Consider the following 26998-nt stretch of genomic DNA (forward strand, 5'->3'; position numbering starts at 1 on the left):
AGTAATTTATTCTATCCATATTAACTATTTTGATGTTAATTACTGACATTAAATACTAATACATCAACTTTGGTCAAATAAAAAGATGAAACCTGCACTAGTAGTGTAAATTTCATCTTAATGTTTTCTTAAAACTTAATTATTTTTAGGCGTAATGTTACTTAATAATTCTTCGTAAGCACGTTCATATTTTTGAACATCCCCTGCACCCATAAAGACAACTACATCATTATGAAAATCAAGCAATGGTGACATATTATCTAGCTTCAATACTTCGCCACCCTTGGTAATTTTTGCACCTAAATCGGCACTTGAAACTTTACCTGCTTCTTCACGCACGGAGCCAAAAATATCAGTTAGGTAAACTTTATCAGCTAAATTTAAACTAGCTGCAAAATCGTCCATTAAAGCAAGTGTCCGCGTAAAGGTATGGGGTTGGAATACAGCCACAATTTCCTTATCAGGATACTTTTGTCGAGCTGCGTCTAAAGTTGCTTTTATTTCTGATGGATGATGTGCATAGTCATCAATAATCACCATATCAGCGACATCACGTTCACTAAAGCGACGTTTAACCCCTTCAAAAGTTAATAATTCTTTTTTGATTTCATCTAAATCGATTTTTTCAAAATGAGCAACGCCAATTACTGCCAAACTATTTAAAATATTATGTTGGCCAAACAATGGAATTTCAAAGTTTCCTAAAAATTCATCTCGATAATAAACATCAAACGCAGATCCATTAGTAGAACGTTTGATGTTAGTTGCTCGAATGTCGTCATTGTCTTCAACCCCATAATAATAAACTGGGACGTCAACATTTAATTTACGAAGATGCTCGTCTTCACCCCAAGCAAAAATACCTTTTTTAACATGAGATGCAAAGCCTTTAAACGCATCAAAGACATCTTCAATGCCACTATAATAATCAGGATGATCAAAGTCGACATTAGTAATAATTGCATAATCTGGACGATATTCAGCAAAGTGGCGGCGATATTCATCAGCTTCAAACGCAAAAAAGCGTGCATCGGGACGACCTTTACCACTACCATCACCAACTAAATAGCTAGTAGGTGCAACGCCGCTTAGTACATGCGCTAAGAGCCCGGTTGTACTGGTCTTACCATGAGCACCTGCAACCCCAATACTAGTATATCCTTCGATTAATTTTGCTAAGAATTCATGATACCGATAAGTTTTTAAGCCTAAACTTTTAGCTTGTAAAATTTCTGGGTGGGTCGCAGGAAAGGCATTTCCTGCAATAACGGTTTGTCCTTCATGTAGATTTTTAGGATCAAATGGATAAATCTTGATGCCAGCTTGTTCTAAGCCACGTTGTGTAAATGTGTATTGATCGATGTCAGAGCCTTCAACTTGATAACCCTTATCATGTAATACCAACGCAAGGGCACTCATTCCTGAACCCTTAATCCCTACAAAGTAATATACCGTATTCTTATCCATGTCGAATTTCCTCTTTCAAAATAATTTAATTATTATTGAATATTTTTAATTGTTTTTGTGCTTGATTCTCAGTCTCTAGGATATCGCTTAATGAATGACCTAGGGCCTGTTTATTATCACGTTTAACTATTTCTTTAACTTTAATCGTTTCTAATTCCGAATCTACCGTATTCTCAGGTAATGGCTCATCATCAGGTACTACCAGATAGTATTCATCAGGACGTTTAGATAACAACTTCTCAATCAACCGAAAATTAGTTTTCTTTTTAAATGCATCTTTTTTCATCACTGGCGGAACGTATGTATTCAGAAAATCACCTAATTTAGTTTCATAACCAGCTTTTGTGTCATTTTTTTCATGACCTACTCTTGAAAAAGATGGCCCATCATAGTCACTTGTCATCTTGTTTTCACCTCGTTGCAATTGAAAAAGGCTCTACTTAAACAGTAGATTACCCAATTTAAAGTCAAACGGTTGTCCGACTTCTTGAAAATCGTTTGGTAAAATTAATGCACCTGGCTTTTGTGGTGCGTTGTTAATACCTAGTTCGCGACCTGAACAAATCATACCATTGCTACTAACACCGCGCAATTCACCTGGAAAAATAATCAATCCACTCGGCATCATTGCACCAACTTTAGCAACCACTACCCGAATATCACTAACCATGTTAGGTGAACCAGACACAATTTGAACGATTTCATCATTATCAACTCGTGTCTTCGTAATTTGAAGATGATCAGAGTTCGGATGTTCTTCAAGTGAGTCAACATGACCAACTACAAACTTAGGTGTATCATCAAAAGCTAAACTTTCTTCAATATTATTATCTTTAAGAAATTGATTTAAGATTATAACTTGTTCTGCTGTTAGGAAAACTTGTCCATTAGCATCTAGCTCGCCTAATATTTTACTAACATTTAAAAAGTTAAGCCCAAGTAATCGTTGATTGGCTGCATCTTTAATAATCGCAACGTCACCTTTAATTTCGGTAACTTGATCCTCGCCATCCTGGTCAACAACTACGACTAAAATATCGCCCAATACTTTTGGATTATAACTTGCAATTAACATTACTATTCCCTTTCTCACAAAAAAATGGCGCTTAACGCCATTTCTAATTTAACCAACTATTTTTTTATAGGTTATTAATGAATTCTTCAACTTGATCTTTAGTTTTACGGTCTTTATTAACGAATCGACCGAGTTCTTTACCATTTTCAAAAGCAATAAAGCTTGGAATTCCAAAGACATCTAATTCAACTGCTAGGTCAATGTTTTCATCACGATCAACAGCTAAAAAAGTATATTCAGGATATTCAGCTTCGATTTCTGGCATTCTTGGTTTGATAAAATTACAATCTGAACACCAATCTGCACTAAAGAACAGCATGTACTTACCTTCTCCAATTTGGCTTAAGAGTGTTGCTTGATTAATTTTAGGTAATTTTTCCATGATAATTCCCCTCTCTACTTGCTATCTAAGATACTATTATACAAGATTATTTTTTAAATTCACTACTTTTGCATTTTTTTCTTTCATCGCTCATAATGAGTGAAAAGTTTATACCATCAATAATTAGATAAAGCGAGATATTATTATGTCAAAACCTAGTTCATCAATTGGAAAGATCAGTCTAAGCATTGGGATTACATCCCTAATTGTTTCAAGTTTCTTTGCGGGTAAAAAAATCGCCGATAAAAACATGTCAGCAACCGATATCTTAAAGAAAGTAAAAAAGCAATTTAAAAAAGAAGGACCCATTGAAGGTTCATGGATTGAAAGTAGTCTAATTAATTATCGGAACTTTGCTTTTGAAACCGCTGCATACAAAGGTGGTATTTCTCGTTACGAAGATAATGAACTAGTTACTTACGAATTTTTAGCTGATGCCAAAACCGGAACTGTCTTAAAAATAAGTCGCGTTTAATCTTGAAATTTATTAAAAAAAACACAGGTTATCCAAAATTTGGATAACCTGTGTTTTGTATTTTAAACTATTTAGCAAAATGAGCGGCTAATTTATAAATTGGTTGACCTTTGGCACTGAACTTTTGTTCATATTCAGTTTCAACGTTGCCTTCATTTTCATCACTATCATGTAAATCTAACCAAACATTTTCAAAAATCATACCGTAATTATTTAAACTAGTTAATGAAAACTCGAATAATCCACGATTATCAGTTTTAAATTCAATTCGACCTTCTGAACGTAAAATTTGCTTATACGTATCCAAAAATGATTTATATGTTAATCGACGCTTTTCATGACGCGTCTTTGGCCATGGATCAGAAAAATTAAGATACAATTGATCAATTTCACCATCATTAAAATATTCCGTCAAATCTTCACCATCACCGGCAATCAAGAATAAATTAGTTAAGGTTTGTTCTTCATCTAAAGCTGCACGTAAGGCAACCGCTGCAACAGATACTTGTACATCAATTCCGATGAAATTAATATCTGGATGGGCTTTAGCCATGCCAATAATGAATTGACCTTTTCCCATTCCAACTTCGATATGAATTGGTTGCTTTTTAGCAAACTTTTCATCCCACTTGCCACCGAAATTAGTTGCATCAGCGGTAATTAATTGTGGGTTTTTATCAATCATAGGTAATGCCCATGGTTTGTTTCTTACTCTCATTGTTTCCCTCACTTAAGCTTTTGACTGTATTCGACTTTTCAAGTATACCGTACTAATTAACCCAATCTCAACTAAACCAAGAATTAATTTAATCCCCATCATTATCCAGTCAGGATTTTCCGTTAAACTACTAATCAATAAACATAATGTAACGATTGATAAGACCTTAGTAACAATTTTTTTAAACTGAATTTGTTTTTCAATATTAGTAACCGGATAAATGTAGACAAACACTGAATTATCAAATTGGCTGTATAAAGAAACCAGTTGGACGCTTACGAGGTAGATAAATAATGCAAAGATAACTACGTTTAACCAACCTTGGGGAATGAAAAAGACAATTAGCATCCCCACAACCGTCAATCTAACGATTAAACCACTAATATCTGCACCCCGAATTAAGCCACGAGAAAACAAATATCCATACGTCGATTTTTGATCACCTAGTAATTTGATTAACCAATCAAGGTAACGACGACGATGAACAGTTCCTTGTACTAGCGGAACATCGGTAAATAAATTAAAGAATCGATAATTTTTTTGCATCCGATTAGCCTCATCGACTACTGCCGTGCGCCAATCCAATACTTGAATACCTTGTGCCTTCACCACTAAACAAATTGAACAACCTAATCCGATGATACTTAAAACTAGAGCTAACACTGAACTTACATATAGTGACACTACATACAATAAAACTGGAGCAAGCCATTTACTGATAACTACTGATGAACTTAGTTGCCATTTACGATCGTACAACGATAATAACTTCCAATTCATCCACATAGCCTTCGTTAATACCGCAGTCATTGCCACTAATATAATTGTCGTAGTTTTCATTCCACCACCAACGGCCATAAAAGGTGACAATACCCCAACTCCAGCTAGCGTTATTAACACTGCCATTAACAAGCTATAATTTTTAGCATGTTGTAAATAGCGATTAATTTGCTTGGTTTGTGGCAATAAAAATACTGGATCTGGTTTTTCAATCATTGTGGCCAATCTTCCCAGTTGGATAACTAGTAACAATATCACTAAAATTACGGGTTTTCCCCACCAAACCGGTGCTTTAATTTGATTCAATGCCTGCGAATAGCCATACGCTAGTGCTCCGAACATAAAGAACAACGCAATAATAAAATGATCATTGAAGACCAGTTTCCAATATTTCATTAACATTAGTAAATGCTTTTTTAAGCGAGTTTGAAATAGTTTATCCATTGTCAGTATCCTTTGCTAATGATAAATAAATATCATCTAAGGTTTGATCCTTACCATCATTTAAAGCTCGTAATTCATCTAAAGTTCCATTTGCCTTAACTTGGCCATTAGCCAACAGCACAAACTTATCACAATATTTTTCTGCAGTATCAAGAACATGCGTTGACATTAAGACCGCTGCTCCGTTATTTTTAACATTTTCAATTTCCATTAATAAATCATGAACTGCAATTGGATCTAGTCCATAAAAAGGCTCATCGATAATAAATAATTTAGCTTCAGTCATAAAGGCACAAGTTATCATGACCTTTTGCTTCATTCCTTTTGAAAAGTTAGCTGGGAACCATTCTAATTTATTATCTAATCGGAAAATTTCTAATAAATGGTTGGCTTTTTCCCACGCCTTTTCTTTATCTAACCCATATGCCGTGATTGTTAGTTCAAGATGTTCTTTTAAAGTTAATTCATCATATAAAATTGGGGTTTCTGGAATATAAGCAATCTGTGATTTATACTTCTCGCTATCATCAGTAATGCTCACACCATTGATAGCAATCCGCCCTTTAAATGGCGACAATAAACCAATAATATGATTAATAGTGGTCGACTTACCTGCACCATTTAAGCCGATTAAGCCGACTAATTCACCATCATTTACACTGAAACTAACGTCTTTTAAAACTGGAACCTGAGAGTATCCTCCCACAATGTTTTCTACTTTTAAGGTCATACTAATTCCTCTATTTACCAAATTTCTAGATTTTCGTTCATTATAGCATATCCATAAAATGATGAAAAAGGTGCAGTTTCTCCAAATATTTTGTATACTAGGCTCAAACAAATAAGTATTGAAAGAAGGACTCAAAATGGATGAAAATTGCATTTTTTGTAAAATTATTGCTGGCGAAATTCCAAGTTATACCGTTTATGAAGATGACGTCGTGAAAGCATTCCTCGATATTTCTCAAGGTACACCAGGTCATACGCTTGTTATTCCAAAGAAACATGTTCCTGACATCTTTGCCTATGATGAAGAACTAGCTAGTGAGGTTTTTGCAAGAATTCCCAAAATTGCACGAGCAGTCAAAGCCTCTAATCCTGATATCAAAGCCATGAACGTCGTGAATAATAATGGTGAACTGGCTTACCAATCAGTATTCCACTCTCACTTCCATTTAGTCCCTCGCTATAGTAATGAAGATGGCTTTAAAATGATCTTCCAAGACAACTCAAGTAAATACAACAACGATATCTATACAAAGATTCAACAATCAATTATTAATGAAATGGAGTAATGCTGATGAAAAATCTATTTAAACCATTTACAAACTTTATTACTGCAATTAAAGAACTTGTAACTGCATCAAAAAATGTCTCAAAATCATTAACTAATCTCAATCAAGAATTAATAAATATGGAACCTGCCTTAAATGAAATTAATCATTCAGTTGAAGAATTTAATCATAAAAATGAAGTTCCTTTAAAACGAATCAATGATGCTCAAGCAAGAATTACCAAAGAAACCGAAAAATTTGATAATTTTTAATTGATTCTAATTTTTCTAAAATTATGAATAACCTATGAATTTTCTTTAAACATTTGTGCCGATACCACACAGAATTTAATGAGTGTGGTATATTGTCTAGGTGAGATTTTTTAGTATCACAATATAAAAGAAATGGATGTGTTTTCGAAATGAAAAAATGGCTTGCAATTTTAGCGGGACTTGTAATTATGATTCCGCTTGCTGCCTGTGGGAACAAAGCTGTTGCCACAACTAGCGGGGGAAAAGTTACCGAAAGTGCGTATTATAGTAGCATGAAGAGTACTTCTAGTGGGAAACAAGTACTTCAACAAATGATTTTAAACAAAGTTCTTGAAAAAGAATATGGCGACAAAGTTAAAAAATCAGCTGTTACTAAAGAATATAACGTTTATAAAGCTCAATATGGTTCATCATTCAGTAGCGTTCTTTCACAAAGTGGAATGACTGCTTCAAGTTTGAAAGAACAAATCCGTTCTAACCTACTTCTTAAAGAAGCCGTTAAGGATTATAGCAAGATTACACAAGCTCAAATCGACAAGCAATGGAAGAAATATGAACCTTCAGTTACGACTGCTCATATCTTAGTTGCTAGCGAAGACGATGCTAACGCTGTAATTGACAAGTTAAATGCAGCTTCTGCTGATAAGAAGTGGTCAACATTTAAGAAACTTGCTAAGAGCAAATCAACTGATACAACAACTGCAAGTACTGGTGGTAAATTATCAGCCTTTGATAATACTGACACCACTCTTCAAAGTAAGTATCGTAAAGCCGCCTTCCAGTTGAAGACTGGTGAATATACTACTTCAGCTGTTAAAACTAGTGATGGTTATGAAATCATCTATATGATCAAACATCCTGCTAAGGGAACTAAGAAGTCAAACCTTAACAACTTGAAAGACCAAATTGTTACAGCTAACATGAGTAACAGTACTAAGTTACACAACGTTGTTTCTAAGGTCTTAAAGAAGGGTAATGTTTCTATCAAAGATAGCGATTTGAAGAGCATCCTTGATGATTACCTAACATCATCTTCTTCATCATCTAGTACAACAAGTACTACTACAAGTACTAGTGCATCAAGCAGTTCTGATAGTGAATAATATGTAAATTAAAAAGAGTAGTTACGATAAATTAATATCGTGGCTACTCTTTTTAGTTAGCAAAATGTTCTACTTGTTGTTTTCCTGGATTATCAATAATCCACTCTTTAACTTTTTGTGCTAACTTTTCGACCATTTCAAAGGCCGCCTGCATCTGAATTTTAGAAATATTATTAACATGCACCCCACTAACAATAAATACATTACCTTGAATTACCGGTTGAATTATTTTAATCATTTCATGAGTTAATACCGTTTCTTGATGTACATGACCTTTTCGGCTTGGCATTTGAATATCATAAAGTAAATTATTTTCATTAACTCCAGTTACCACACCAAAATGTGGAACATCTCCACCAACTAATTGAATTAATATATCTTGTCCCTCACGTTCGAGTTTAGCCGTTATCTGATAATCTGACTGCTTTTCACTAAAGATAATTTGCATAATATCATCACCTTTGTTGTGTTTGTCGTATTAATTTTTTTGCATTTACCATTCCATCCCAACGTAAGCTTTGATCATTTTTTATATGCAAATGGTCTAATAACTTCATCGTATTATGATTAACAATATCATTAATAGTTTGGGGATTATTATAAAAAGCAGGAATTGGTGGAATTACTTCTACACCCATTTTAGATAACTTTAACATGTTCTCCAAATGAATTTGATTAAAGGGAGATTCACGTGGAACCACAATCAATAGGCGGTTCTCTTTTAAGGTCACGTCAGCTGCACGACCAATTAGTGTATCTCCTAATCCAATAGCAATTGCAGCTAGCGATTTCATACTGGCTGGAACCACAACCATTCCATCATGTTGAAATGATCCGCTAGCAATCTTGGCCCCCATATCCTGCTCATCATAAACATAATCAGCCAAATCCTTCACTTCTTTTAAAGAATATCCGGTTGATTCAATTGCTAAATTTTCTTTTGCCCATTTACTCATAACTAAATGAGTTTCTACATCTGAATTACTATGTAGCGCTTGTAAAAGTGATATTCCATAAATTATTCCAGATGCGCCTGTAATGCCGATCACAATTTTTTTCATAGCCAATATCCCTTCTTTTAAAAAACTAACCTCATAAAAGATAAGAGGTTAGTTTTATATTTTTATAAAAACAGATTCTATTTTAAATAATCTTTCCAATTTGAAACTTCTTTAAATGGGGCACGTACAAATTTATCTTTCATATCATATGGAAATGTTCCATCAAGCACTAACTTAGAACTCATCCCACGCGTACGAATTCTAGCTGGATCATATTCAGGTAATTCTGATGGATCTAATGGATGATTACGTAATCCCTCTAGCACCATAATATCTTTATCCGCTTGAAAACGGGTATTAATCGTCCACATGACATCATTCATGTCAAAAATATCAACATCTTCATCAACTAAAATTACAGTTTTTAATTCTTTAAATGCTGAAAATGCTAACAATGCGGCTTGTCGTTGAATTCCTTCATCATTAATATCGTCCTTATGAATCTGCATAATAGTCATTAACTTACCACCGCCAGCAGGTGCATTATAGACATTTTTAACCTTACCTGGAATTGCTTTGTCAACTAAGTTTAAAATTGAAGCTTCAGTTGGAATTCCCGCCATCGAAACGTGCTCTTCAGAAGGTCCAATCGTCGTCATAACAATGGGATTATCCTTTCGATGTGTCACCGCTTTTATTTTAACAACATTCACAGCTGGATTAGCTTTACCATTATATCCTGGAAATTCTGGCATTGCATAACCAGAATTAGTATTAATATCTTCTTGCATTTTTGTATTTGGCAAGATTTCAGCTTCAATAATCCATTCAGAGCGAGCTAAGCCTGTTTCTTTTACAACGATACCATCAACTAATTCTATTGGTTCCTCACGTAATGCCCCCGCAATGGATAACTCATCATAGCCCAGTGGTGTCGTAGGTGGCTCAAATGTTGCCGCTAATGGAATAGCTGGATCCATTCCGATATTAATGGTAATGGGCATCGGCCGATTAATTGCTTCATACTGCTCTAAGAAATGGCCAATATGTCGTCCTCCTGGCATTATATACATTCCAATTGTATCTTTATCCTCTAAAACCATCCGATGAATAGTTACATCGTGCATTGATTGATCTGGTGAAGAGCCCCGCACTAATCCCATCGTAATATATGGACCAGCATCATATGCAGTATTAGTTGGCGCAGCTAATAACTTACGAATATCAAAATCGGCATCAGTCGCCAAATGAACAACTTCTTGTGCTGGCGCAGCATTTTTATCCACTTTAATTGGTACAACTGGATTCATAACCGCTTCATTGAGCATATTACCTAATGTCTTATAATCATGATGAAGTATCATGCCTACACGCTTACGACTTGCTAACATACCAATTAAAACGCGCGACTTTCCAAATCCTTTCACATTATTAAACATCATTGCTGGTCCTTCTTGTGTTGGACGTTTAACTGTCCCACCAGCACCAATATATCTGTAAACACCTGACAACTCAGCTTCTGGATCAATCGCTTTATCCGTTTCATGATACTGACCAGGAATTTGTTTTAATTCTTCAATAACTTTTCGTAAATCATATTTTTGTTTAGACATAATCGAATTCCTCCATCTCAATTTTCATTGATTAGTATCATACGAAATTACATCTCAAACAATTCAACATATTACCGTTAATATTCCATTTTGGAATTTGTCAGCTTATCAAGCTTCATAAGTTTGTAAAAAATTCCAAAACTTATCTGTGGCAGTCCCCGTATTATCACCTTTTCGTCGGACAAAAGCTAATTTACTTGCTACTTTGGGAACTAATGGTACTTTAACTAACTCCGGATAATCTCTTAAATCAACAGTTTTATTCATCATAATCGAGATTCCCATCCCTTGATTAATAAATTTTAAAACTAAATCAATTCGTTTTCCTTCATAGATAACTTTGGGGGTAAATCCAACCGATTGAATTAATTTCATAATTGGTGCATATAAGTTTGTTTCCTTACTTAACATTAAAAAACTTTCATCTTTTAAATTTGAGATATTAATGTCTTTGAACTGTGCCAAATAATGGTTTTTTGGTACTACAACTACAAATTCATCGGTCTCACTGATGACCATTTCAAATTCGATTTTGTTAATATTAAAAGTTCGCATAAAAATAACGTCAGCTTCGACTCTCTTCAATGCTGGAATCAATTCATAACTTTCGGCTTCTGAAATATGTAAATTAACTTCTGGATACACTTGATGAAAGGCACTAATAAGTTCTAATGCCTTGTAATTAGATATCGATGGAATTGTCTTAATCGTTAAATCTAGTGATTGATCATGTTGCTTTTTTATAATAGCTTCACGCATTTTAGTTTCTAAGTCAGTAATTTGACTTGCATATTTTAATAATAAATTTCCATTTTCTGTAATTTTAATGGATCGATGTTGACGATCAAATAATACTACACCTAGTTCCTTTTCCAATGCGATAATTTGCTTTGAAATAGTCGCTTGGGTTGTAAAAAGTCGTTCGGCAGTTTCGGTATAACTAAGGGTTCCAGCTAAATCAACAAATGCTTTTAACTTTTGAATATCCATTTTAAACTTACTGCCTCCAATAATTGTTTGGCTTTAGCTAACTTTTATATCATATATTATTCCAAATTAGAATATATATCGACATAAAGTGAATTGTTTTAAACTTACTACTTTTGATAAACTAAATCTCGTTATTAAAAATATATTTCGATAAACTTTAAGGAGGCTAATTATGCCAACTGGTGTAATTATTAATTCACTTTCAATTTTATTTGGTGGTATTTTCGGTGCCCTTGGTGGAAAAATAATCTCTGCTAACTTTAAAACCCAAATCAATCTGATTTTTGGAATTTGTTCAATGGGAATGGGGATTTATGCGATTGCACCTATGAAAAATATGGCGGCGGTAATTTTTGCAATAATTTTAGGTACTGCATTAGGGCTAACCATTCATCTTGGTAAACAAATTAACAAAGGTGCTCAATTAATGCAAGCTGGTATTTCTAGAGTTATTAAAAATAATAATTCTGAACTGTCAGAGACCGAGTTCACCTCAACATTGGTTACTGTTATCGTATTATTTTGTGCGAGTGGAACTGGAATTTATGGCTCGCTTACTAATGGAATGACTGGGGATGCAACAATTTTAATTTCTAAATCAATTCTTGATTTCTTTACGGCTGCTATCTTTGCTGCCAACTTAGGCTTTGTTGTCTCAAGTATTGCAATTCCCCAATTCATTTTATTTTTCATTCTATTCATACTGGCCCAATTTATTTATCCACTTACCACACCAGATATGATCCTTGATTTCAAAGCGGCTGGCGGATTTTTAATGCTGGCTACAGGATTTAGAATGGCTAAAATTAAAATGTTTCCAATTGCGGATATGATTCCGGCAATGATTGTTGTTATGCCAATTAGTTGGGCTTGGACTAATTGGATAGCGCCATTGTTAATGAAATAAAAAGCATCGTTTGAAGTGAACCCCAAATATTGGACGAAACTTTAAGCGACTTTCTGGGTTGTAAAAATTCGATATTCAACCGGACTTTTATAACCCAGTTTTGTTTTAATTCTAGAAAAATTGTAATCATTTATCCAAACCGATATTTGTGAAACTAACGTTTCATAGGTATCGGTTTCTTTTTGATAAAAAGCCTCAGCTTTCATAATATGAAAAAAGCTTTCCATTGTTGCATTATCTAAACAAGTTGCTTTGCGAGACATACTTTGAAAAATACGATGTTCTTTTAAAATATTAACCCAATCTTGATGTTGATATTGATATTGAAATCCTTGATCTGAGTGGACCGTAGTCCGGTATTTTAAATCCTTAGGGATTTTCTTAACTGCTTGTTTTAAAACGGTTGTTGTAAATTGAACAGTTGGATGTTTACTAATTTGATGTCCTAGAATTTCACCTGAAAATAAATCATAAATACATGTAAAATAGGCACGCTCATCAATCGTTTTGCCTCCCCAACGGATCTCAGTAACGTCTGTCACTAATTTTTGATAAGGTCGATTTGTAAAGAATCGGCGGTTAATCAAATTCTTAGCAACGGTACCAACAGTACCCTTATATGAATTATACTTACGGGTACGTTTGTTAAATGCGGAAGAAAGTAACTGCATTTCACGCATTAAGATTAGCACTTTTTTGTGATTTACTAAGAAATTCATTCGGCGTAATTCACCAGTTACACGACGATAACCATATGCCGGATGTTTCTTTTTAATCATTTGAATTGATTGTTTAATAACTTGTTTATCATTGTTGGATGAACCGTCTGGTTCATGACTAATAATGTATTCATAGGTACTCTTAGCCATACCGACGACTTGCAAAATTTTAACTAATTTATGTTTAAGCCTTAGTTCCTTGATGATTTGTGCTTTTTGGCTTCTTCTTCCTGGACTAAGGCTCTTAATTTTTTTAAGTATTCATTCTCAATCTGTAGTAATTCATTTTCTTCTCTAAGCCGTTCTAATTCAGTTTGTTGCTTTTTCTTCGATTGTTTATCAGCTGACATAATTGTTTGCCGTACTTTGGAACGATATAAGGCATCAGCACCTTCAATCTCCCACGTATGTTGCCATTGCCAAATAGTTCCGACATTTGAGATATTAAAATGAAGTGCAGTTTTCGGATAAGAAGCCTTATTCGTTTTCATCCATTTTAAAACATTCAGCTTGAATGAACCATCAAAAGATTTCTTTGGAGATAGAATATCAAGGCCATTTAGGCCAAAGGCCTTATAACGTTGCACCCAAGAAGAAACCAAAGATTCACTTTTAATTCCATATTTCTTTGATAATAATTTGTAACCTGACGATGATGAAAGATATTCCTGAACAACTTTCACCTTTAATGTTTTAGAATACTTGGTCAATATAAAACCCCCGATATTGGATTTTGGTCCAATACCGGGGGTTCACTTCAGTTAGATAAAAATCTAACGATGCTTTTTCATTATGTATTGGTTTTAACTTGTAGCCTGACCATTATCAACAGTTATTTTACTTACAAATATTAACGGTACTTCACTAGTTGTTCCATCAGTATCATCATATTTTTGAGTACCACTGCTATATCCACAAATAGTTAATTCATCACCTTCAAGAATTTTACCATTAGTAGGCATATATGAAGTTGGAATGCTTACCATAACTGGAGAATTGTCATTATCATCTTGTGATAATAAAACAACAGCTCCCTTTGTTGAATTTTCAAGTCGAGTAACCTTTCCAGAAACTGTTACTGGCTTATATTTAAAGTTATCTGGCGTACGAGCTAATTGATCGTAAGTAACTGCCTGATATTCAACACCAGTCGTAATTGCTCCTAAAGCAGCCTCCAAATCCTCAGTATCTTCATAATCTTCATCCGAATCATATGTATCATCTAAATCGTCATCTAATGAATCGAAGTAATCAGCTTGCTTTTTAGTAATTTTCAAATTATAAGTTTCAAAGTTTTCTTTAACAGTTTTTAAAATTGATTTCGGAATCCTGGTCATTTTACTAAACGACGTTTTTAAACCTGTCACCGCAAAGATTCTAACCTTAACCTTGTCACCAGCATCTTCTTTATCGAGATCAGGTAAATATATCCCATCTGCAATAACCTTGAATTTCCCATCTTTTGCTTTAGCCCATGAATAGTTAGCATTATATCCTCCATTTCTCTTGTAATCAAATGCCGCTTTTTTGGTTGGTGTAATCATAATTTTGGCGCCATCTGGTGCTTCCGTTGTTCCTTTAATAATCCAATCACCTTGTTCATAATTAGATACTTTTGTAATTTTTGTATCATAGACTCTATATTTACCTGCTTTTTGTCCTGCGGAACACGCAGTAAGCGTTACAGATAAAGCGAGTACTCCAAATAACATTAATAACTTTTTATACACAATAAATCCTCCAAAGTAATATTTACCACCTTTTAAAGTCTTAAGGATCTGGACTTAATTATTATTAACATGCACGTTGTTATTGTACTTAGATTACGTACACACGTCCTATTACCTTTGTAATACCTTTTGGATAATTTTAATGCTTTTCAATTCGATATTGATACAGCATCCATGCACCAGCAATACTTGTTAATATCATAAAGATTAGTAACGTATAATCAGAAATAATCTGTTCACCAGTTTGCGGCAATTTTCCTTTATCATTTTTTTGAACTACAACAGTTGACTTCGTTGGTATATCTTTCCCTGGAACTATTGGGTTTGCGGGAATGACTGGTTTATCTGTTAACTTATTGCTAATCATTAAAGTTGTTGTTTGATCATTTGTTACCGTAACTCGATTATTAGTCGAATTTAACGTATATCCAATTGGAGCTTGAGTTTCAGTGACTTCATAATTCCCAGTAGTTAAATTGTCTAAATTAATTTCGCCATCACTATTAGTAATTGCTTGTTGTGTTTTACCATTTTCATCAACGATATTAAAATGGGCACCTGCTAACTTTTTAGTCTTATCTTGTTCAGCTACCTTTATTATTTTCAAACTACCGGTTTTGGGGATAACTACTTCACGTCGATCTAAAAACATTACGTTAGAAGTTTTATTAGTAGTTATTTCAACCACTTGTTCAGTGGAATCTAACTGATAGCCTGTTGGTGCTTGTGTTTCAATCACTTTATAAGTTCCAGCCGTTAAATCAGTGACATCTAATACTCCTGACTTATTAGTAGTACCCGTTTTAACCGTGCCATCATAACTAGTTATTTTAAATGATGCTCCTGCCAAATGTTTATTAGCATCCGCTGCATCAGTTTTATTAATTTGCATTGATCCGGTTCCAACTACTTGATCAACGCCAACTGTACGAATAACAGCTTTATTAGATTCCACTAATACAGATTTTAAATCGATTGTTTTACCAGAAACTGCATAGGTATTATTAGTTACTAAATCAGTTTTATAATCAATATTTTTTGGGGTAATAACATTAATTTTAACCGACACCGATTTATCATGAGCAAGCGTTGTTCCTGAATCTGCTTGTAAACGAACCATGGTAACTTTACTCCAATCGATTACTGAATTGGACCAATTAGCAGATTGATTATCTGCATATTCATTCTTAGGGGTATCAGTTGAATATGTAATATGATAACCTTTTGGCACATCCTGCACGGCTTGTTTCAATCCAACCGAGAATTCAGATCCACGATTCTTAGTACTATCTGTGATGTACTTATCACCAACCATAGGTAACACATCAATAACATCAACGTTATTGAAATCTTGATTCATACTATAATTACTAGTTTTTAATAAATAAGTAAAATCATTGCCCGGTTTACTAGCAATTTTACCGGTATCTTCAACCCAATTATCAGAGTTTGTCCCCTGTTCAACTAGACTAGTCGCAGTTAAAGCAGCGCTTGGGGTAAAAGAAAATGTTTCATGTTCGCCCAAAAATGCCTCATGATTTTCAGTACTATCATATAAGTTATGATTATCAATATCCCAATTAGTATTTGATTGATAATTATCTAAATTCGCAGTTTCAAAATTTCCACTCTTCTTTATTTCGTTAAGATTGTATGAATCTAGTCCATTATTATCAAATACCAGGTATGCTTCAAAGTCATGATTACCTTTATCCAACGCGTTAGTATTTGTTAGTGGAATTGTATAATTTAATTCAGTTGTATTTTCACTACTGCTACTTAAATCTCCATTAGTAATATCACCATAAATTGCGGTTTTACCAGTGTTTTTATAATTATAATCAACTTGGACATTGGTTAAACCATCAATTTTACTAGGATCACCTAACTTAACTCCAGTATCAACAAGGAAGAACATTTTCCCGTTTTTTAGAACTTTATCTTTGTCCTGCAAAGATTCAATATTTTTAACTTCATATGAGGCTGAAGCATTAACTGTTCCACCTGGTAACATATCACCGGTATCAACTGAGGCCCAATCTCGATTGGTATTAGTAACACTAGGAACTTTCTTTTTTACTGGAGTATTAGCTTGATAAGTAGATAATCTTTGACTTCCATTAGGATTGTCATAATAAACCGTTACATTATTTTTTACCGATATTTTTAAATAATCAGAATTAACAATTTTTTTAGCGGTCGACTCCGTCATACTTCCTGACAAATCAACCGATAGATTATAACCATCTGTATCAGTTACATGAACCGGATTATCAAATTTTAATGTCACTCTTTTTACTATTTTTGAATCCAGATTAAAATTATAAACATCGCTTGAAGCGTTAAGATTTCTGATTACCTCAGTTGTTCCATCTGTATATTCGACGGTCACAGTATTTTTTTCAACATCTGCCTTAGTATCTGCACTAACTTTCCCTTTTAGCGAAATTTGATTATAGATCGAATAATCACCATTATTTATGGTTGATTTAGCTTTATCATCGTTATACAAATTTGAAACGTCAATATCTGATTGCGGTTCATCAACAATTTTATCAACATACTCACTCATTTTTGAAGTAGCTGTCCCACCGTTGAGAAAATTACCAGTTGCATATAAGCTTCCAGATAATTTCAATTTTTTTGTATCAGATGTTATCGTATTATTTGTTGAATTATCGCCTTCATATGCAACAAAACCTTTACCAGCTTCACCTGGAACATAAACCACTTTCTTTTTTTCTAGTTTGATTGTACTTGAACTGTTTGAAATTACGTCAGTATCATTACCAACTACTGTAATCTTCCCTTCGATTTTTTCTTTTTCATTTACCTTAGCTCCAACCTTTGCCGTTACTGGTAAACTAACCCAATTCCATGTATGTGTTCCATCACTATTGGGTGCATTGGTATAACTAGCGGTATTATTTTTAGCATCATATTTCCAAACGTTACTGTCTGAATCGTTACTATAATCAAAAGTATCATCAAACTTATAATCATCTGGTAACTTAATGCTAACTTTAAAAGTTCTATTATCAACCGTACTTGTACCAGCTGAACTTCCTCCAAAAGTATTAATTAATATTCCTGGCACCTCTTTAGTCAGCGTATTGTCAGTTTCAGAAACTATTTTTTCTGAGACTACTTTGTTCGTCTCCCTAATAAACAATACTGGATTTGCAAGTACGTACTTAAGAGTTAAGTCCGACCCATTACTAAGAATATTTCCTTGATTATCGTAGGTTTTATCACTAATAGGGAAACTAGAATCGTTCGACATTTTTAATGTATGAACTACAAATGGTACTTTAACATCAATACCTGCTGCCGGGATTTCTTTATAATACAATTTAATCAAATAATTATTCGGATCACTTGTGACATCTACGTCAGATCGCAAAATATAATTATCATTATTAGTAGTATCACTAACTACTGGGGCTTTAAATCGATTTTTTGCCAACTTAATAACTGAATAAGCACCACTAATTGTTGGACTATCAGCTTTCGTTTCCAAATGCTCATAAATAGTTTTATCGCCACCATATGTAACGTTGTTATTCTCATCATCCTTTATCATTACTTCTGATGATAAATATGTATCTGGAGCTACCGCTGAGATAGCATCAGCTACAATAACCCCACTACTCGCAGTAACTCCAGCCAAAATTAAAATCGTCATAAACCACGATCTTACCTTATTCATCTTCTGCTCCTCCAAAATATATTTCTTTTAAACTCTGATAAAAATTAACAAATATAATCTTTATCATCACCCCCTAACTGAATACTTTTAAAATCAATGGATCAATTAGCATCAGATTTAATATTAATATTAAATATCAAACGAACACCGGTTAATTCATCATTTTCAATTTCCCCACACACTAAAGTATTTCCAACCAACCAAGGTCCTAATTTCGATTTACAAAGTCCCTCTTCAAAATTTTCTATATCAACACTTTTGTTTATATCTTTATTCCAAATTAAATCAAGATCACCAACGGCATCAACTTTTAATTTAAAAGCCATATATAGTACTTGATTACTTTTTTTCACCTGTATCCATATATTTTCATTTGGATAGTAATCCATAGTTAATGAAATTTTAATGCCTCTTTTTCGATATTTTGAAAGATTTAAATGAATCGGCTTTTTCAAATTATTGAGATTAACTTCAATTGGATTTCCGTTATAATACATAATGCCTTGATTTAATTTTGTAAAAAAAACATATTTAATTTTAGTAAATTCAGTACTTAAATTTTTAGATTGATCTATAAATTCAAAGAATTCATTTTCATTTAGAAGTAATTGTTTTTCCATAAACTCAAGTTCATATATTTGTGGACACTCAGGATCATTTAATAATTCAATAGTCCCCATTTTAATTTCTTTTAAAATATCTCTTAAATCATCTGGATTACCAAAATCTTCCGACTTTGATAACCAATCTTTATTAAAGTTATCCATTCTCTCATCCATTTTTATTCTTTTTCTGCCAATTAAAATCCGAACTAATAATGTCATCCATTGAATATTTTGTTTCCCAATTTAAAATACTTTTTGCTTTTTCAGAATCTGCAACTATACTGACTGGATCACCGTTACGACGATTAACATAGCGATATAAAATACTTTTACCAGTTAACTCATCAGCCCGATCAACAATATTTTTAACTGAAAAGCCTTTATCACTACCCAAATTGAATAAATTAGATTCATTTGTTTCAAATAAATATTTTATTCCTAGTGTATTAGCTTTTACTAAATCTAAAATATGAATATAATCTCTAATACATGTTCCATCCTCAGTCGGATAATTATCACCAAAAATTTCAAGCTCTTTTTCTTGCTCTAATTCTACTTTATTGATATTTGAAATTATATTAGTTGTATTTTTAGTTCTTAATCCATTACTACCGTCCATTTCAGCACCAGCAACATTGAAATAACGAAGAATAACATAATTCCAACCATTTTTTTTACTCATCCAATATAATAACCGCTCTGCCGCATATTTGGTTTCAGCGTATGAACTAATTGGTGTAACTAACGTGTTTTCTGTCGCTTTTGTAGTGGAACTATTATTTCCATAAACTGAAGCAGTTGATGCAAACATAATTTTATTTATACCAAAGTTAGCAATTGTTGTTAAAACTTTGGTCATCTCATAAACGTTTCCCTCATAATATTTTGCAGGATTATCATCACTATTACTTTCCAGAATTGCACATGCAAAATGCATAATTGCATCAACATTTTCTTTAGCTAATATTTTAGAAAAATTTTTATCATTTGTAATATCGACTTCATAAAATGTTGCCCGAGGGTCAACTGCCTCTATTGAACCACTAACTAAGTTATCAACAATAATTACTATGTATCCCTGATTCAACAACTCTTTTGCTGTATGCGATCCAATATATCCAGCACCGCCAGTAATTAAAACCTTTCTAGTCATTATTTAACTCCTCCCATTTATTAACTTGCTATCTGATTAGAAAATGTTATTATCTTTTTTAGTAACAACTTATATGTATAGTTAAAAATTATATGTATATAATAATAATGCTACTAAAACAAAACGTCATATTACTTTTGTAATAACGAGAGGAGATCTTTTATGCAAGTCGGAAAAATCATTCAATATTATCGAAAGCAACGTTCAATGACCCAACTGGAACTTGCGGCAGGTATCTGCACACAAGGTGAAATTAGTATGATTGAAAAGGATCAACGTATTCCGTCATTTGACTTGATTGGTAAGCTAAGTACGCGTCTAGAAATTCCTATCTACTATTTTCAAAATCAATTTTTCACCCATTCACGTGAAGTATTTCTTAGTGATATTTTTAATCAATTAGAAAAGGCCATCCACAACCGTGATTACGCTAACATGACGGTTCATCTAAAGAATAAAGATGTCTGGAAAAACTGTTTAGATCCAAATGATAAGCAGAAATTTATGTGTTATAAAGGAATTTACATAAATTTCTATTTGCATAAACCTGCAGAAGCCTTGAAAATTTATAAAAAAGCACTTCAAGAAACTATGTCATTTTCAACAAATGATTTATCTATCTTGGCTAAAAGAAAAACTGTTTTTTCAAAAACTGAAACATTTTTATTTTCTGCAGCTGCTTCATCATATTTTCTACTCAAAAAATATAGTAAGGCTGAAGAGCTCTTCGATATTGCTTGTAAGAATGTTGATTTAATTCAAGAAAAATCATCGATTGAAACCCTTGGAACTATCTTTTATAACGCCAGTAAAAATTTAAAATTCATGGGAAAGTATGAGCAGGCAATTGAAATAGCAAAAAAAGGACTCATCTTTGAACAAGAACGTCATTCAATCTATCGTTCTTCTGAACTCTTATTTGAAATTGCAGAATCATATTATCAACTTAAAAATTACGAATTAGCGCAAACTAATTATATAAAATCACTTTCTTTAGCCTATTCTGCCAATGATTATCATTTCTTCTTTTTGCTGATTAAAGCGTTAGAAAAGAAAGATGATCTTATTTTATTGCAACAAAATATACATATATTTAAAAACATGAAATAATATTATACATACCGTTTATTTTAACTACATAAAAAATGGTATCACTAATTATTAGCCTTTAAGTTTAATAGTTAGTGATACTATTTTTAATTACGAACTTATATATGTATAAATTAGCTTTTATATCATCTAAAAAAATTTTGAACCATAATATTGTTTTTCTGTAGTCCTTCTAGCTTCGACTGCTTCTTGAAAAGTGGCAAAACTTTTTAAAAGCACATAACTACCATTTACCATCATTCTTGCTTGCCAACTATCAGACCTACATAGGTATGTAACCCCGGTAACTCCAGTTTGGTTTCGCTTGCTTAATGACACACTAGCAATTGGTACACCATTAGCAGTTTTTAAATTTTTTTTATTACCAATATTAATAGCTGTCTTTTTATTGGATTTAATTATATAACTCGCAGTCTCACTTCGTAGACACCCACAGCTTTTTGTCACACCGTGGCGTAATCCATATGAATCAGCAACGGATGTATTACCACAACTGCATTTGCAAAGCCAAAGTGCATTTCCATTTTTAGCTCGGCCGTGTCTTTCAATTACAATCAGCCGACCAAATGTTTCTCCTGTTATATCAATTAGCATACATACACCACCTAGTTAAATAAAAATTAGTATCATTTCAAAAATAGTACATGCAAATTATAATCAGATTAAAATCAAACGTCGCATTATTTTTGTAATAAAAAACGACTAAATCAAAAGTGATTTAGTCGTTTTATTTAATTATCATTGTGATTACTCTTTATAAAATTTACGATTATCTAAGCCAAAAATTCGTTCTGAAAATTGGCCATTTGGTGTATTTTTCAACGTGCCTTGAATCATCATAATTGATGCATCTAATTCATCAAGTCGATGTAAAATTTCTGCCTCTAACATATGCGGCTCGACTGGCGAACCGTATTCAAACAAGCCGTGATGCGATAAAACCATATGACGAAGTAGGACTACTGCATCACCTTGTGAATCTAATTTTAATTCATCACAGGCACTAACAATTTCACCATCAATCAACGAAATATGACCAATTAAATTACCCGTGGTTGTATATTGCGTTGAAACAGGACCAGATAATTCGGTTGTTTTCCCAATATCATGCAGAATTGCGCCTGCATATAATAACGGTGCATTAATCCCAGGATATTCACCGACAACTGATTTTGCCAATCGTAAAATTGACAACGTATGAAATGATAGTCCACCCGCATATGCATGATGATTAGTTTTAGCAGCGGGATAAGTATAAAATGACTCCGCATGTCGTTGTAATAAATTACGGACAATTCGATTCCAAGTTGGTTCCGTGATATCAAACAAGAATGCTTCAATCTCTTCTTTAATATCTTTTCTTTTTTCTGGTGCATGTGGGACAAAGTAGCTTGGATCATTTGGTTCATTATCCGTTGCTAAACGAATACTTTGAATTTTAATTTGTGCCTTTCCTTGATAAAGTTCACGTTTTCCGGTTAACTTAACCACTTTACCAGCAACAAATGAAGCAACGTCCGCATCACTTGCATCCCAATACATTCCACTGATTTCACCAGATTCATCTTCAAAAGTAATTGATAAGAATCGTTTACCATTTTTAGCCACTCTAGCATCAGCATTTTTCAATAAAACAAATAAATCCATTGCTTCATCAACTTTATAATCCATTAACTTTTTAGCATCCATCAAATCACCTATTTTTCATCTAGATTAATTACCTGTTCACTATTATACATACGCAAAATCCGATCATCTGCTGTTAAGTAAATCACTTGACTACGATCAGATAGTTCTTTTAATAATTCAATTGTACGATTTTTTCGCGAATTATCAAAATTTACGAATCCATCATCAATAATCAGCGGAAAATTAATTTTTTCATTCATTACTGTAATAAAGCCAAACCGAAGCGCAACATACAATTGTTCAGCAGTGCCTTGTGAAAGTTCACCAACTTCAAACTCGACATGCTCTTCATCCATTACTTTTATCCCATCAGCTAATACAATATCAATGTAACGATCATCTGTTAATAACTTAAAGTATCGTTTAGCTTGAGTAATGATTTGTGGTAATCGATCACTGGATGCTGCTTGTAGCGTCTGATTAATCCATAAGCTGGCAAATTGATTATGTAACCACTCTACGACTAACTCATTAATTTCAGTTTCTAAATCCGCTAATTGCTGCCGTAACTCAGATAATAAGCCATTTTTAGCAATTGATTCAATTGTAAGATTACGACGATTAACGTTCGTTTCAAGCTCATCCCGTTGCACTTTTATCTCACTAGTTTTCTTACGTAACTGTTCTAATTGCTTTTTAAGTTGCTTAACGTCATCATACGTAGCTAATTTAGTTAATTGCTCACCATTAATCTGTCCAGCTAAAGCTTTCTTATCTGCATTCATATCAATCTTTGTCAGTTGATCTCGATATTTAACATTGAACTCTTCAATTGAATTAACCCCGACCTGTTCCAAGAGTTCTTGTTTATCTTCGGCAATTTTTATTAGTCGTTGTTGCTGTTCGTCAATCTGCGCAGTTAATAACTTACGTTTTTCATTATTTTTTTGAGCTAAGCTAACCGCATGCTGCTGCTCATCATGGTATTCTTCAATTTTATCCAAACTATTGGCTAAATGATCACCATCAATCCAGGTACCTAATTCAGTATTTTGTGCCATAAAAGTATCGATAATCAATTCGATATCAGCTAACTTTTGGTTGAGGATTTGAACCTGACGTGATTGTTCATCAAATTGGGATGATTCAAACTGAATTGTTGACCACTGATTAACCGAGTAATCTTGCAGACCGTTTGTTTTTCCAAATTGAGTAATTTCATTATTAACCTGCGCTAATAACCCATCCCCATCATTTATTGAAGTATCATTGCTTAAATTAGTTTTACGAGAATCTAAATACCAACCAATTGCACCACCAATTAATAACACCACACCCAAAATTCGCATAATTAGAGTAGTAAATAAAATTGCAAGCACAATTCCAACTACGGCAACACCAATAAATAAAATTGCTTTAGATTTGGTATCTGCTGCTTGATTTTTTTGCGTTGATCTCGTCGTCAAAATGGAATCCTGTTGATCTAATAGTTTGGCTTTGCGCGACAACAAATCATCGAGTACTTGTTTTTGCTCATTAGCCAGTGACTTCGGTAATCCAAACTCCTGATACTTTGCTTTAATCTTCGCAAGCTCTTGATTAACTAATTGCAGCTCATTGATCATTTCTTGTTGGGAGACAATTGCTTGTTTAATTTTAGGAACTTCGCGATTCACATGTTCAAACTCGGCTAAATGTTCAAAGTAAAATTTTTGCTTTTCACTCGTATATTGTTGACCATCAATAACTTTTAAATCTGATTCTGATTGTTTAATTGATCGCTGCAATTCATTTTCTTTAGTCACAATCTGATTAATTTTAATCTCATCATCACTATTAAAATCTGTGGTATCAACTTGTCCCATCCCCTGTAACTTTTTATAAATTGGCATCAATCGATTCAATTGTTCTAGCTCATTATCTTTAGTCTGCAGGTTTGATAAATCCTTTGTCAGCTCTTTTTTTTGAATGGAATCCAGGTTATTTGCTTCGACTAAATCATGATACCGGTTATAATCTAATTTTGCTTCGTCAATTCGATCCTGTAATTCTTGATGTTCTTGTAACTTAACGTTAATTGGTAATACGCGACCGCTATCTTTATAGATTGCATTGGCTGATTTCTCATAGTTTTTAACTAATTTCATCCATTGTGCACTACCAACTGTTCCCATTTGTTGTAATGTTGCATCAATTTCATCTGTGGTTAAATCAAAAATTGAATTCAAGTCATTCTGTGAAAAACTTAAAATCGCACGATATAATTCTTCATTCAATGGTGAAATAATTTGTGCTAGCTGTTCTTCTGTTAAGGATTCACCAGTTTCAGTTGAAAACTCTACTTGACCAGATACTTTTTTACCTTTGGTCCGTTTAAGTCGATATTCCTGTCCCTCATGCTCAAATAAAATTACGCCACCATAAGAAGCCGTATCTTTTGGAATATATTGTAAGTATTTATTCTTACCAGAATGGTTTGCAAAGCCAAATAAAACACTTAAAATAAACTGCGTTAGCGTTGATTTTCCAGCTTCATTGGCCCCGTAAATTACTTGTAAATTAGGAGAAAGGTTAAAATTAGTTGATTGCCATTTACCAAAACCATCAATTTGGATTTGTGTAATCTTCATTACTTTTCTCCTCTCGCATTAAATTCAAGTAAAACCTGTTGCTTTAAATCATCAAGTGCATCGTAATTATTAAATTCATCATCAATAAATTGCGTTTTAAATAACTTTTCAGCTACTTGATCTAAAGTAGTTTTAGTAAATACCTGTTGCGCGGCTGCTTGCCAATATTCTTGATCTAAGCTCATTAATGTTGGTAATTGATTGGTAGTTTCAATTTTAATTTTAACTGGCCATACCGTGGTTAGTTTGGTACTAACAATACTTCGTTGTAATTGACCTAATAGTAATCCTGATTCTACGTTATCATCAAGATTAGAAGCGATTGTGTCACCTTTTAAGATAATCTGAACTAACTGAGTACGCGTACTTAACTGTGCCTCTAATTTTTTAAGTAGTAACAACTGTAACTCTGCTGCCGTATTTGTTGAATCTAATTCAATACTCAATGATGTCCAAACAATTGGAGCAATTGCAACAAATTCCGGCACCAAATGACCATTTTTTAATTCAACTTGATAATATCCTTTTTCACCGGGTTCATTTTTGTGCCGTCCCTGCGTGTTACCACTATAAATAATCCATGGGTTTTCACTAAGAACTTCTCGTTTGTGAATATGTCCAAGTGCCCAATAGTCATAACCTTTAGCTGTTAATTCTGCCAATTTAAATGGTGCGTAATTAGCATGATTTTCTTTAGATCCCGATACCATGCCATGTAGCATTCCAATTTGAAGATCAACTTGTGCTTTACTTGGATATTCATTTGTTCGGTCATCTGTAATCCATCTAGAATCATAACTAAAACCAGAAATTGCAACACTGGTCCCATCACTAGTTGTTAATTGTTTAGTCTCAACTTGATTACCAAATACATAAACATTATCGGGTAGTAATGAGTTAGCATCGTTAACTTGCTGATAATCATGGTTTCCATAACTCAAATAAACCTTAATATCATGTACTTTTAATTTTTCACATTGCTGGATAAAAAAGTTTTCGGCCTGAATACTATGTTCATCACGATCATAGATATCACCCGCAATCACAATAAAGTCAACTTGTGATTCGATCGCATTAGTTACTAATCGTTCAAACGCAACAAAGGTTGATTGCATAATCTGAGTTTGTAAATCTGTTGGGGTATTTCGTAATCCTAAAAAAGGACTATCTAAATGTAAATCTGCAGTATGAATAAATTTCATTTCATTACTC

The 26998-nt window shown here is 33.3% G+C and carries 26 protein-coding genes; 6 read left to right on the forward strand and 20 right to left on the reverse strand.

Annotation, left to right across the window (positions count from 1 at the left end):
* Positions 1-135: 135 nt before the first annotated feature.
* From murC to FC70_RS03025, 4 genes are all read right to left on the reverse strand, one after another.
* Positions 136-1467, reverse strand: a complete 1332-nt coding sequence (gene murC / locus FC70_RS03010; protein ID WP_057889533.1) for a UDP-N-acetylmuramate--L-alanine ligase — start codon at positions 1465-1467, stop codon at positions 136-138.
* Between the two features lie 25 nt (positions 1468-1492).
* Positions 1493-1870 (reverse strand): hypothetical protein, encoded by a 378-nt coding sequence (locus FC70_RS03015; RefSeq protein WP_057889534.1) that lies wholly within the window; start codon positions 1868-1870, stop codon positions 1493-1495.
* A gap of 33 nt (positions 1871-1903) precedes the next feature.
* A complete protein-coding gene (gene ytpR, locus FC70_RS03020; protein WP_057889535.1) occupies positions 1904-2542 on the reverse strand; it encodes a YtpR family tRNA-binding protein in 639 nt (212 codons plus the stop codon).
* A gap of 64 nt (positions 2543-2606) precedes the next feature.
* Positions 2607-2924: a thioredoxin family protein gene (locus FC70_RS03025; RefSeq protein WP_057889536.1), complete on the reverse strand. Its 318-nt coding sequence runs from the start codon at positions 2922-2924 to the stop codon at positions 2607-2609.
* Between the two features lie 145 nt (positions 2925-3069).
* Here FC70_RS03025 and FC70_RS03030 point away from each other — a divergent pair, with 145 nt between their 5' ends.
* Positions 3070-3399, forward strand: coding sequence for a PepSY domain-containing protein (locus FC70_RS03030; RefSeq protein ID WP_057889537.1), 330 nt, complete (start codon positions 3070-3072; stop codon positions 3397-3399).
* A 67-nt stretch (positions 3400-3466) separates the two neighbouring features.
* On the opposite strand, the gene trmB is transcribed toward FC70_RS03030, so the two are convergent.
* Genes trmB through FC70_RS03045 form a run of 3 tightly spaced genes read right to left on the reverse strand, consistent with a single transcriptional unit; the run spans position 3467 to position 6071 of the window.
* Positions 3467-4117 carry a tRNA (guanosine(46)-N7)-methyltransferase TrmB gene (gene trmB / locus FC70_RS03035; protein WP_057889538.1) on the reverse strand — a complete coding sequence of 217 codons (651 nt, stop codon included), beginning with the start codon at positions 4115-4117 and terminating at the stop codon, positions 3467-3469.
* A 12-nt stretch (positions 4118-4129) separates the two neighbouring features.
* Positions 4130-5341: an ABC transporter permease gene (locus tag FC70_RS03040; protein WP_057889539.1), complete on the reverse strand. Its 1212-nt coding sequence runs from the start codon at positions 5339-5341 to the stop codon at positions 4130-4132.
* A complete protein-coding gene (locus FC70_RS03045) occupies positions 5334-6071 on the reverse strand; it encodes an ABC transporter ATP-binding protein (protein ID WP_057889540.1) in 738 nt (245 codons plus the stop codon). The genes FC70_RS03040 and FC70_RS03045 overlap by 8 nt, the downstream gene beginning before the upstream one ends.
* Positions 6072-6207: 136 nt before the next feature.
* On the opposite strand from FC70_RS03045, the gene FC70_RS03050 reads away from it, so the two are divergent.
* The 3 genes from FC70_RS03050 to FC70_RS03060 all read left to right on the forward strand — a co-directional run bounded on the left by FC70_RS03050 (position 6208) and on the right by FC70_RS03060 (position 7990).
* Positions 6208-6636, forward strand: coding sequence for an HIT family protein (locus FC70_RS03050; protein ID WP_057889541.1), 429 nt, complete (start codon positions 6208-6210; stop codon positions 6634-6636).
* Positions 6637-6641: 5 nt separating this feature from the next.
* The gene (locus FC70_RS03055) at positions 6642-6887 is read left to right on the forward strand and encodes a hypothetical protein (protein WP_057889542.1); all 246 of its coding nucleotides are present in this window, start codon (positions 6642-6644) and stop codon (positions 6885-6887) included.
* A 149-nt stretch (positions 6888-7036) separates the two neighbouring features.
* Positions 7037-7990, forward strand: a complete 954-nt coding sequence (locus FC70_RS03060) for a peptidylprolyl isomerase (protein ID WP_057889543.1) — start codon at positions 7037-7039, stop codon at positions 7988-7990.
* A gap of 52 nt (positions 7991-8042) precedes the next feature.
* Here the strand turns inward: FC70_RS03060 and lpdD are convergent, their stop codons facing one another.
* From lpdD to FC70_RS03080, 4 genes are all read right to left on the reverse strand, one after another.
* Complete coding sequence (gene lpdD, locus FC70_RS03065) at positions 8043-8438, reverse strand: prenylated flavin chaperone LpdD (protein ID WP_057889544.1); 396 nt, start codon at positions 8436-8438, stop codon at positions 8043-8045.
* A gap of 7 nt (positions 8439-8445) precedes the next feature.
* Positions 8446-9051 carry a UbiX family flavin prenyltransferase gene (locus FC70_RS03070; RefSeq protein WP_057889545.1) on the reverse strand — a complete coding sequence of 202 codons (606 nt, stop codon included), beginning with the start codon at positions 9049-9051 and terminating at the stop codon, positions 8446-8448.
* A gap of 77 nt (positions 9052-9128) precedes the next feature.
* The gene (locus FC70_RS03075; protein WP_057889546.1) at positions 9129-10604 is read right to left on the reverse strand and encodes a UbiD family decarboxylase; all 1476 of its coding nucleotides are present in this window, start codon (positions 10602-10604) and stop codon (positions 9129-9131) included.
* 108 nt (positions 10605-10712) lie between these two features.
* Positions 10713-11594 (reverse strand): LysR family transcriptional regulator, encoded by an 882-nt coding sequence (locus FC70_RS03080; RefSeq protein WP_057889547.1) that lies wholly within the window; start codon positions 11592-11594, stop codon positions 10713-10715.
* 172 nt (positions 11595-11766) lie between these two features.
* Here FC70_RS03080 and FC70_RS03085 point away from each other — a divergent pair, with 172 nt between their 5' ends.
* Positions 11767-12501 carry a DUF554 domain-containing protein gene (locus FC70_RS03085; RefSeq protein WP_057889548.1) on the forward strand — a complete coding sequence of 245 codons (735 nt, stop codon included), beginning with the start codon at positions 11767-11769 and terminating at the stop codon, positions 12499-12501.
* Positions 12502-12542: 41 nt separating this feature from the next.
* Here FC70_RS03085 and FC70_RS09130 read toward each other — a convergent pair.
* The 5 genes from FC70_RS09130 to galE form a co-directional block, all read right to left on the reverse strand.
* A protein-coding gene (locus tag FC70_RS09130; protein WP_157045248.1) for an IS3 family transposase occupies positions 12543-13930 on the reverse strand; the annotation gives its coding sequence in 2 pieces (ribosomal slippage) (positions 12543-13477 and positions 13477-13930; 1389 coding nt in all).
* Between the two features lie 93 nt (positions 13931-14023).
* Entirely contained in the window at positions 14024-14950 is a 927-nt protein-coding gene (locus FC70_RS03100; protein WP_057889551.1) for a hypothetical protein, read from the reverse strand.
* Between the two features lie 139 nt (positions 14951-15089).
* On the reverse strand, positions 15090-18659 hold the full coding sequence (locus FC70_RS03105) for a SpaA isopeptide-forming pilin-related protein (protein WP_057889552.1): 3570 nt from the start codon (positions 18657-18659) through the stop codon (positions 15090-15092).
* Positions 18660-18760: 101 nt separating this feature from the next.
* Positions 18761-19438: a hypothetical protein gene (locus FC70_RS03110; RefSeq protein WP_145980466.1), complete on the reverse strand. Its 678-nt coding sequence runs from the start codon at positions 19436-19438 to the stop codon at positions 18761-18763.
* The gene (gene galE / locus FC70_RS03115; protein ID WP_057889554.1) at positions 19431-20417 is read right to left on the reverse strand and encodes a UDP-glucose 4-epimerase GalE; all 987 of its coding nucleotides are present in this window, start codon (positions 20415-20417) and stop codon (positions 19431-19433) included. The genes FC70_RS03110 and galE overlap by 8 nt, the downstream gene beginning before the upstream one ends.
* Positions 20418-20579: 162 nt before the next feature.
* Here galE and FC70_RS03120 point away from each other — a divergent pair, with 162 nt between their 5' ends.
* On the forward strand, positions 20580-21527 hold the full coding sequence (locus FC70_RS03120; RefSeq protein ID WP_057889555.1) for a helix-turn-helix domain-containing protein: 948 nt from the start codon (positions 20580-20582) through the stop codon (positions 21525-21527).
* 129 nt (positions 21528-21656) lie between these two features.
* Here FC70_RS03120 and FC70_RS03125 read toward each other — a convergent pair whose 3' ends face one another.
* From FC70_RS03125 to FC70_RS03140, 4 genes are all read right to left on the reverse strand, one after another.
* On the reverse strand, positions 21657-22121 hold the full coding sequence (locus tag FC70_RS03125) for a hypothetical protein (protein ID WP_057889556.1): 465 nt from the start codon (positions 22119-22121) through the stop codon (positions 21657-21659).
* A gap of 153 nt (positions 22122-22274) precedes the next feature.
* Positions 22275-23198 (reverse strand): 3'-5' exoribonuclease YhaM family protein, encoded by a 924-nt coding sequence (locus tag FC70_RS03130; protein WP_235804070.1) that lies wholly within the window; start codon positions 23196-23198, stop codon positions 22275-22277.
* Positions 23199-23224: 26 nt separating this feature from the next.
* On the reverse strand, positions 23225-25786 hold the full coding sequence (locus tag FC70_RS03135) for an ATP-binding protein (protein ID WP_057889558.1): 2562 nt from the start codon (positions 25784-25786) through the stop codon (positions 23225-23227).
* Positions 25786-26988 (reverse strand): metallophosphoesterase family protein, encoded by a 1203-nt coding sequence (locus FC70_RS03140; protein WP_057889559.1) that lies wholly within the window; start codon positions 26986-26988, stop codon positions 25786-25788. The genes FC70_RS03135 and FC70_RS03140 overlap by 1 nt, the downstream gene beginning before the upstream one ends.
* Positions 26989-26998: the final 10 nt, after the last annotated feature.

The sequence above is a fragment of the Paucilactobacillus oligofermentans DSM 15707 = LMG 22743 genome (assembly GCF_001434315.1).
Lineage (GTDB): Bacteria > Bacillota > Bacilli > Lactobacillales > Lactobacillaceae > Paucilactobacillus > Paucilactobacillus oligofermentans.

Excerpts from the sequence above, each read along its gene's own strand:
- murC (WP_057889533.1), bottom strand. The coding sequence starts at position 1,467 with ATGGATAAGAATACGGTATATTACTTTGTAGGGATTAAGGGTTCAGGA.
- FC70_RS03015 (WP_057889534.1), bottom strand. The coding sequence starts at position 1,870 with ATGACAAGTGACTATGATGGGCCATCTTTTTCAAGAGTAGGTCATGAA.
- ytpR (WP_057889535.1), bottom strand. The coding sequence starts at position 2,542 with ATGTTAATTGCAAGTTATAATCCAAAAGTATTGGGCGATATTTTAGTC.
- FC70_RS03025 (WP_057889536.1), bottom strand. The coding sequence starts at position 2,924 with ATGGAAAAATTACCTAAAATTAATCAAGCAACACTCTTAAGCCAAATT.
- FC70_RS03030 (WP_057889537.1), top strand. The coding sequence starts at position 3,070 with ATGTCAAAACCTAGTTCATCAATTGGAAAGATCAGTCTAAGCATTGGG.
- trmB (WP_057889538.1), bottom strand. The coding sequence starts at position 4,117 with ATGAGAGTAAGAAACAAACCATGGGCATTACCTATGATTGATAAAAAC.
- FC70_RS03040 (WP_057889539.1), bottom strand. The coding sequence starts at position 5,341 with ATGGATAAACTATTTCAAACTCGCTTAAAAAAGCATTTACTAATGTTA.
- FC70_RS03045 (WP_057889540.1), bottom strand. The coding sequence starts at position 6,071 with ATGACCTTAAAAGTAGAAAACATTGTGGGAGGATACTCTCAGGTTCCA.
- FC70_RS03050 (WP_057889541.1), top strand. The coding sequence starts at position 6,208 with ATGGATGAAAATTGCATTTTTTGTAAAATTATTGCTGGCGAAATTCCA.
- FC70_RS03055 (WP_057889542.1), top strand. The coding sequence starts at position 6,642 with ATGAAAAATCTATTTAAACCATTTACAAACTTTATTACTGCAATTAAA.
- FC70_RS03060 (WP_057889543.1), top strand. The coding sequence starts at position 7,037 with ATGAAAAAATGGCTTGCAATTTTAGCGGGACTTGTAATTATGATTCCG.
- lpdD (WP_057889544.1), bottom strand. The coding sequence starts at position 8,438 with ATGCAAATTATCTTTAGTGAAAAGCAGTCAGATTATCAGATAACGGCT.
- FC70_RS03070 (WP_057889545.1), bottom strand. The coding sequence starts at position 9,051 with ATGAAAAAAATTGTGATCGGCATTACAGGCGCATCTGGAATAATTTAT.
- FC70_RS03075 (WP_057889546.1), bottom strand. The coding sequence starts at position 10,604 with ATGTCTAAACAAAAATATGATTTACGAAAAGTTATTGAAGAATTAAAA.
- FC70_RS03080 (WP_057889547.1), bottom strand. The coding sequence starts at position 11,594 with ATGGATATTCAAAAGTTAAAAGCATTTGTTGATTTAGCTGGAACCCTT.
- FC70_RS03085 (WP_057889548.1), top strand. The coding sequence starts at position 11,767 with ATGCCAACTGGTGTAATTATTAATTCACTTTCAATTTTATTTGGTGGT.
- FC70_RS03105 (WP_057889552.1), bottom strand. The coding sequence starts at position 18,659 with ATGAATAAGGTAAGATCGTGGTTTATGACGATTTTAATTTTGGCTGGA.
- FC70_RS03110 (WP_145980466.1), bottom strand. The coding sequence starts at position 19,438 with ATGGATGAGAGAATGGATAACTTTAATAAAGATTGGTTATCAAAGTCG.
- galE (WP_057889554.1), bottom strand. The coding sequence starts at position 20,417 with ATGACTAGAAAGGTTTTAATTACTGGCGGTGCTGGATATATTGGATCG.
- FC70_RS03120 (WP_057889555.1), top strand. The coding sequence starts at position 20,580 with ATGCAAGTCGGAAAAATCATTCAATATTATCGAAAGCAACGTTCAATG.
- FC70_RS03125 (WP_057889556.1), bottom strand. The coding sequence starts at position 22,121 with ATGCTAATTGATATAACAGGAGAAACATTTGGTCGGCTGATTGTAATT.
- FC70_RS03130 (WP_235804070.1), bottom strand. The coding sequence starts at position 23,198 with ATGGATTATAAAGTTGATGAAGCAATGGATTTATTTGTTTTATTGAAA.
- FC70_RS03135 (WP_057889558.1), bottom strand. The coding sequence starts at position 25,786 with ATGAAGATTACACAAATCCAAATTGATGGTTTTGGTAAATGGCAATCA.
- FC70_RS03140 (WP_057889559.1), bottom strand. The coding sequence starts at position 26,988 with ATGAAATTTATTCATACTGCAGATTTACATTTAGATAGTCCTTTTTTA.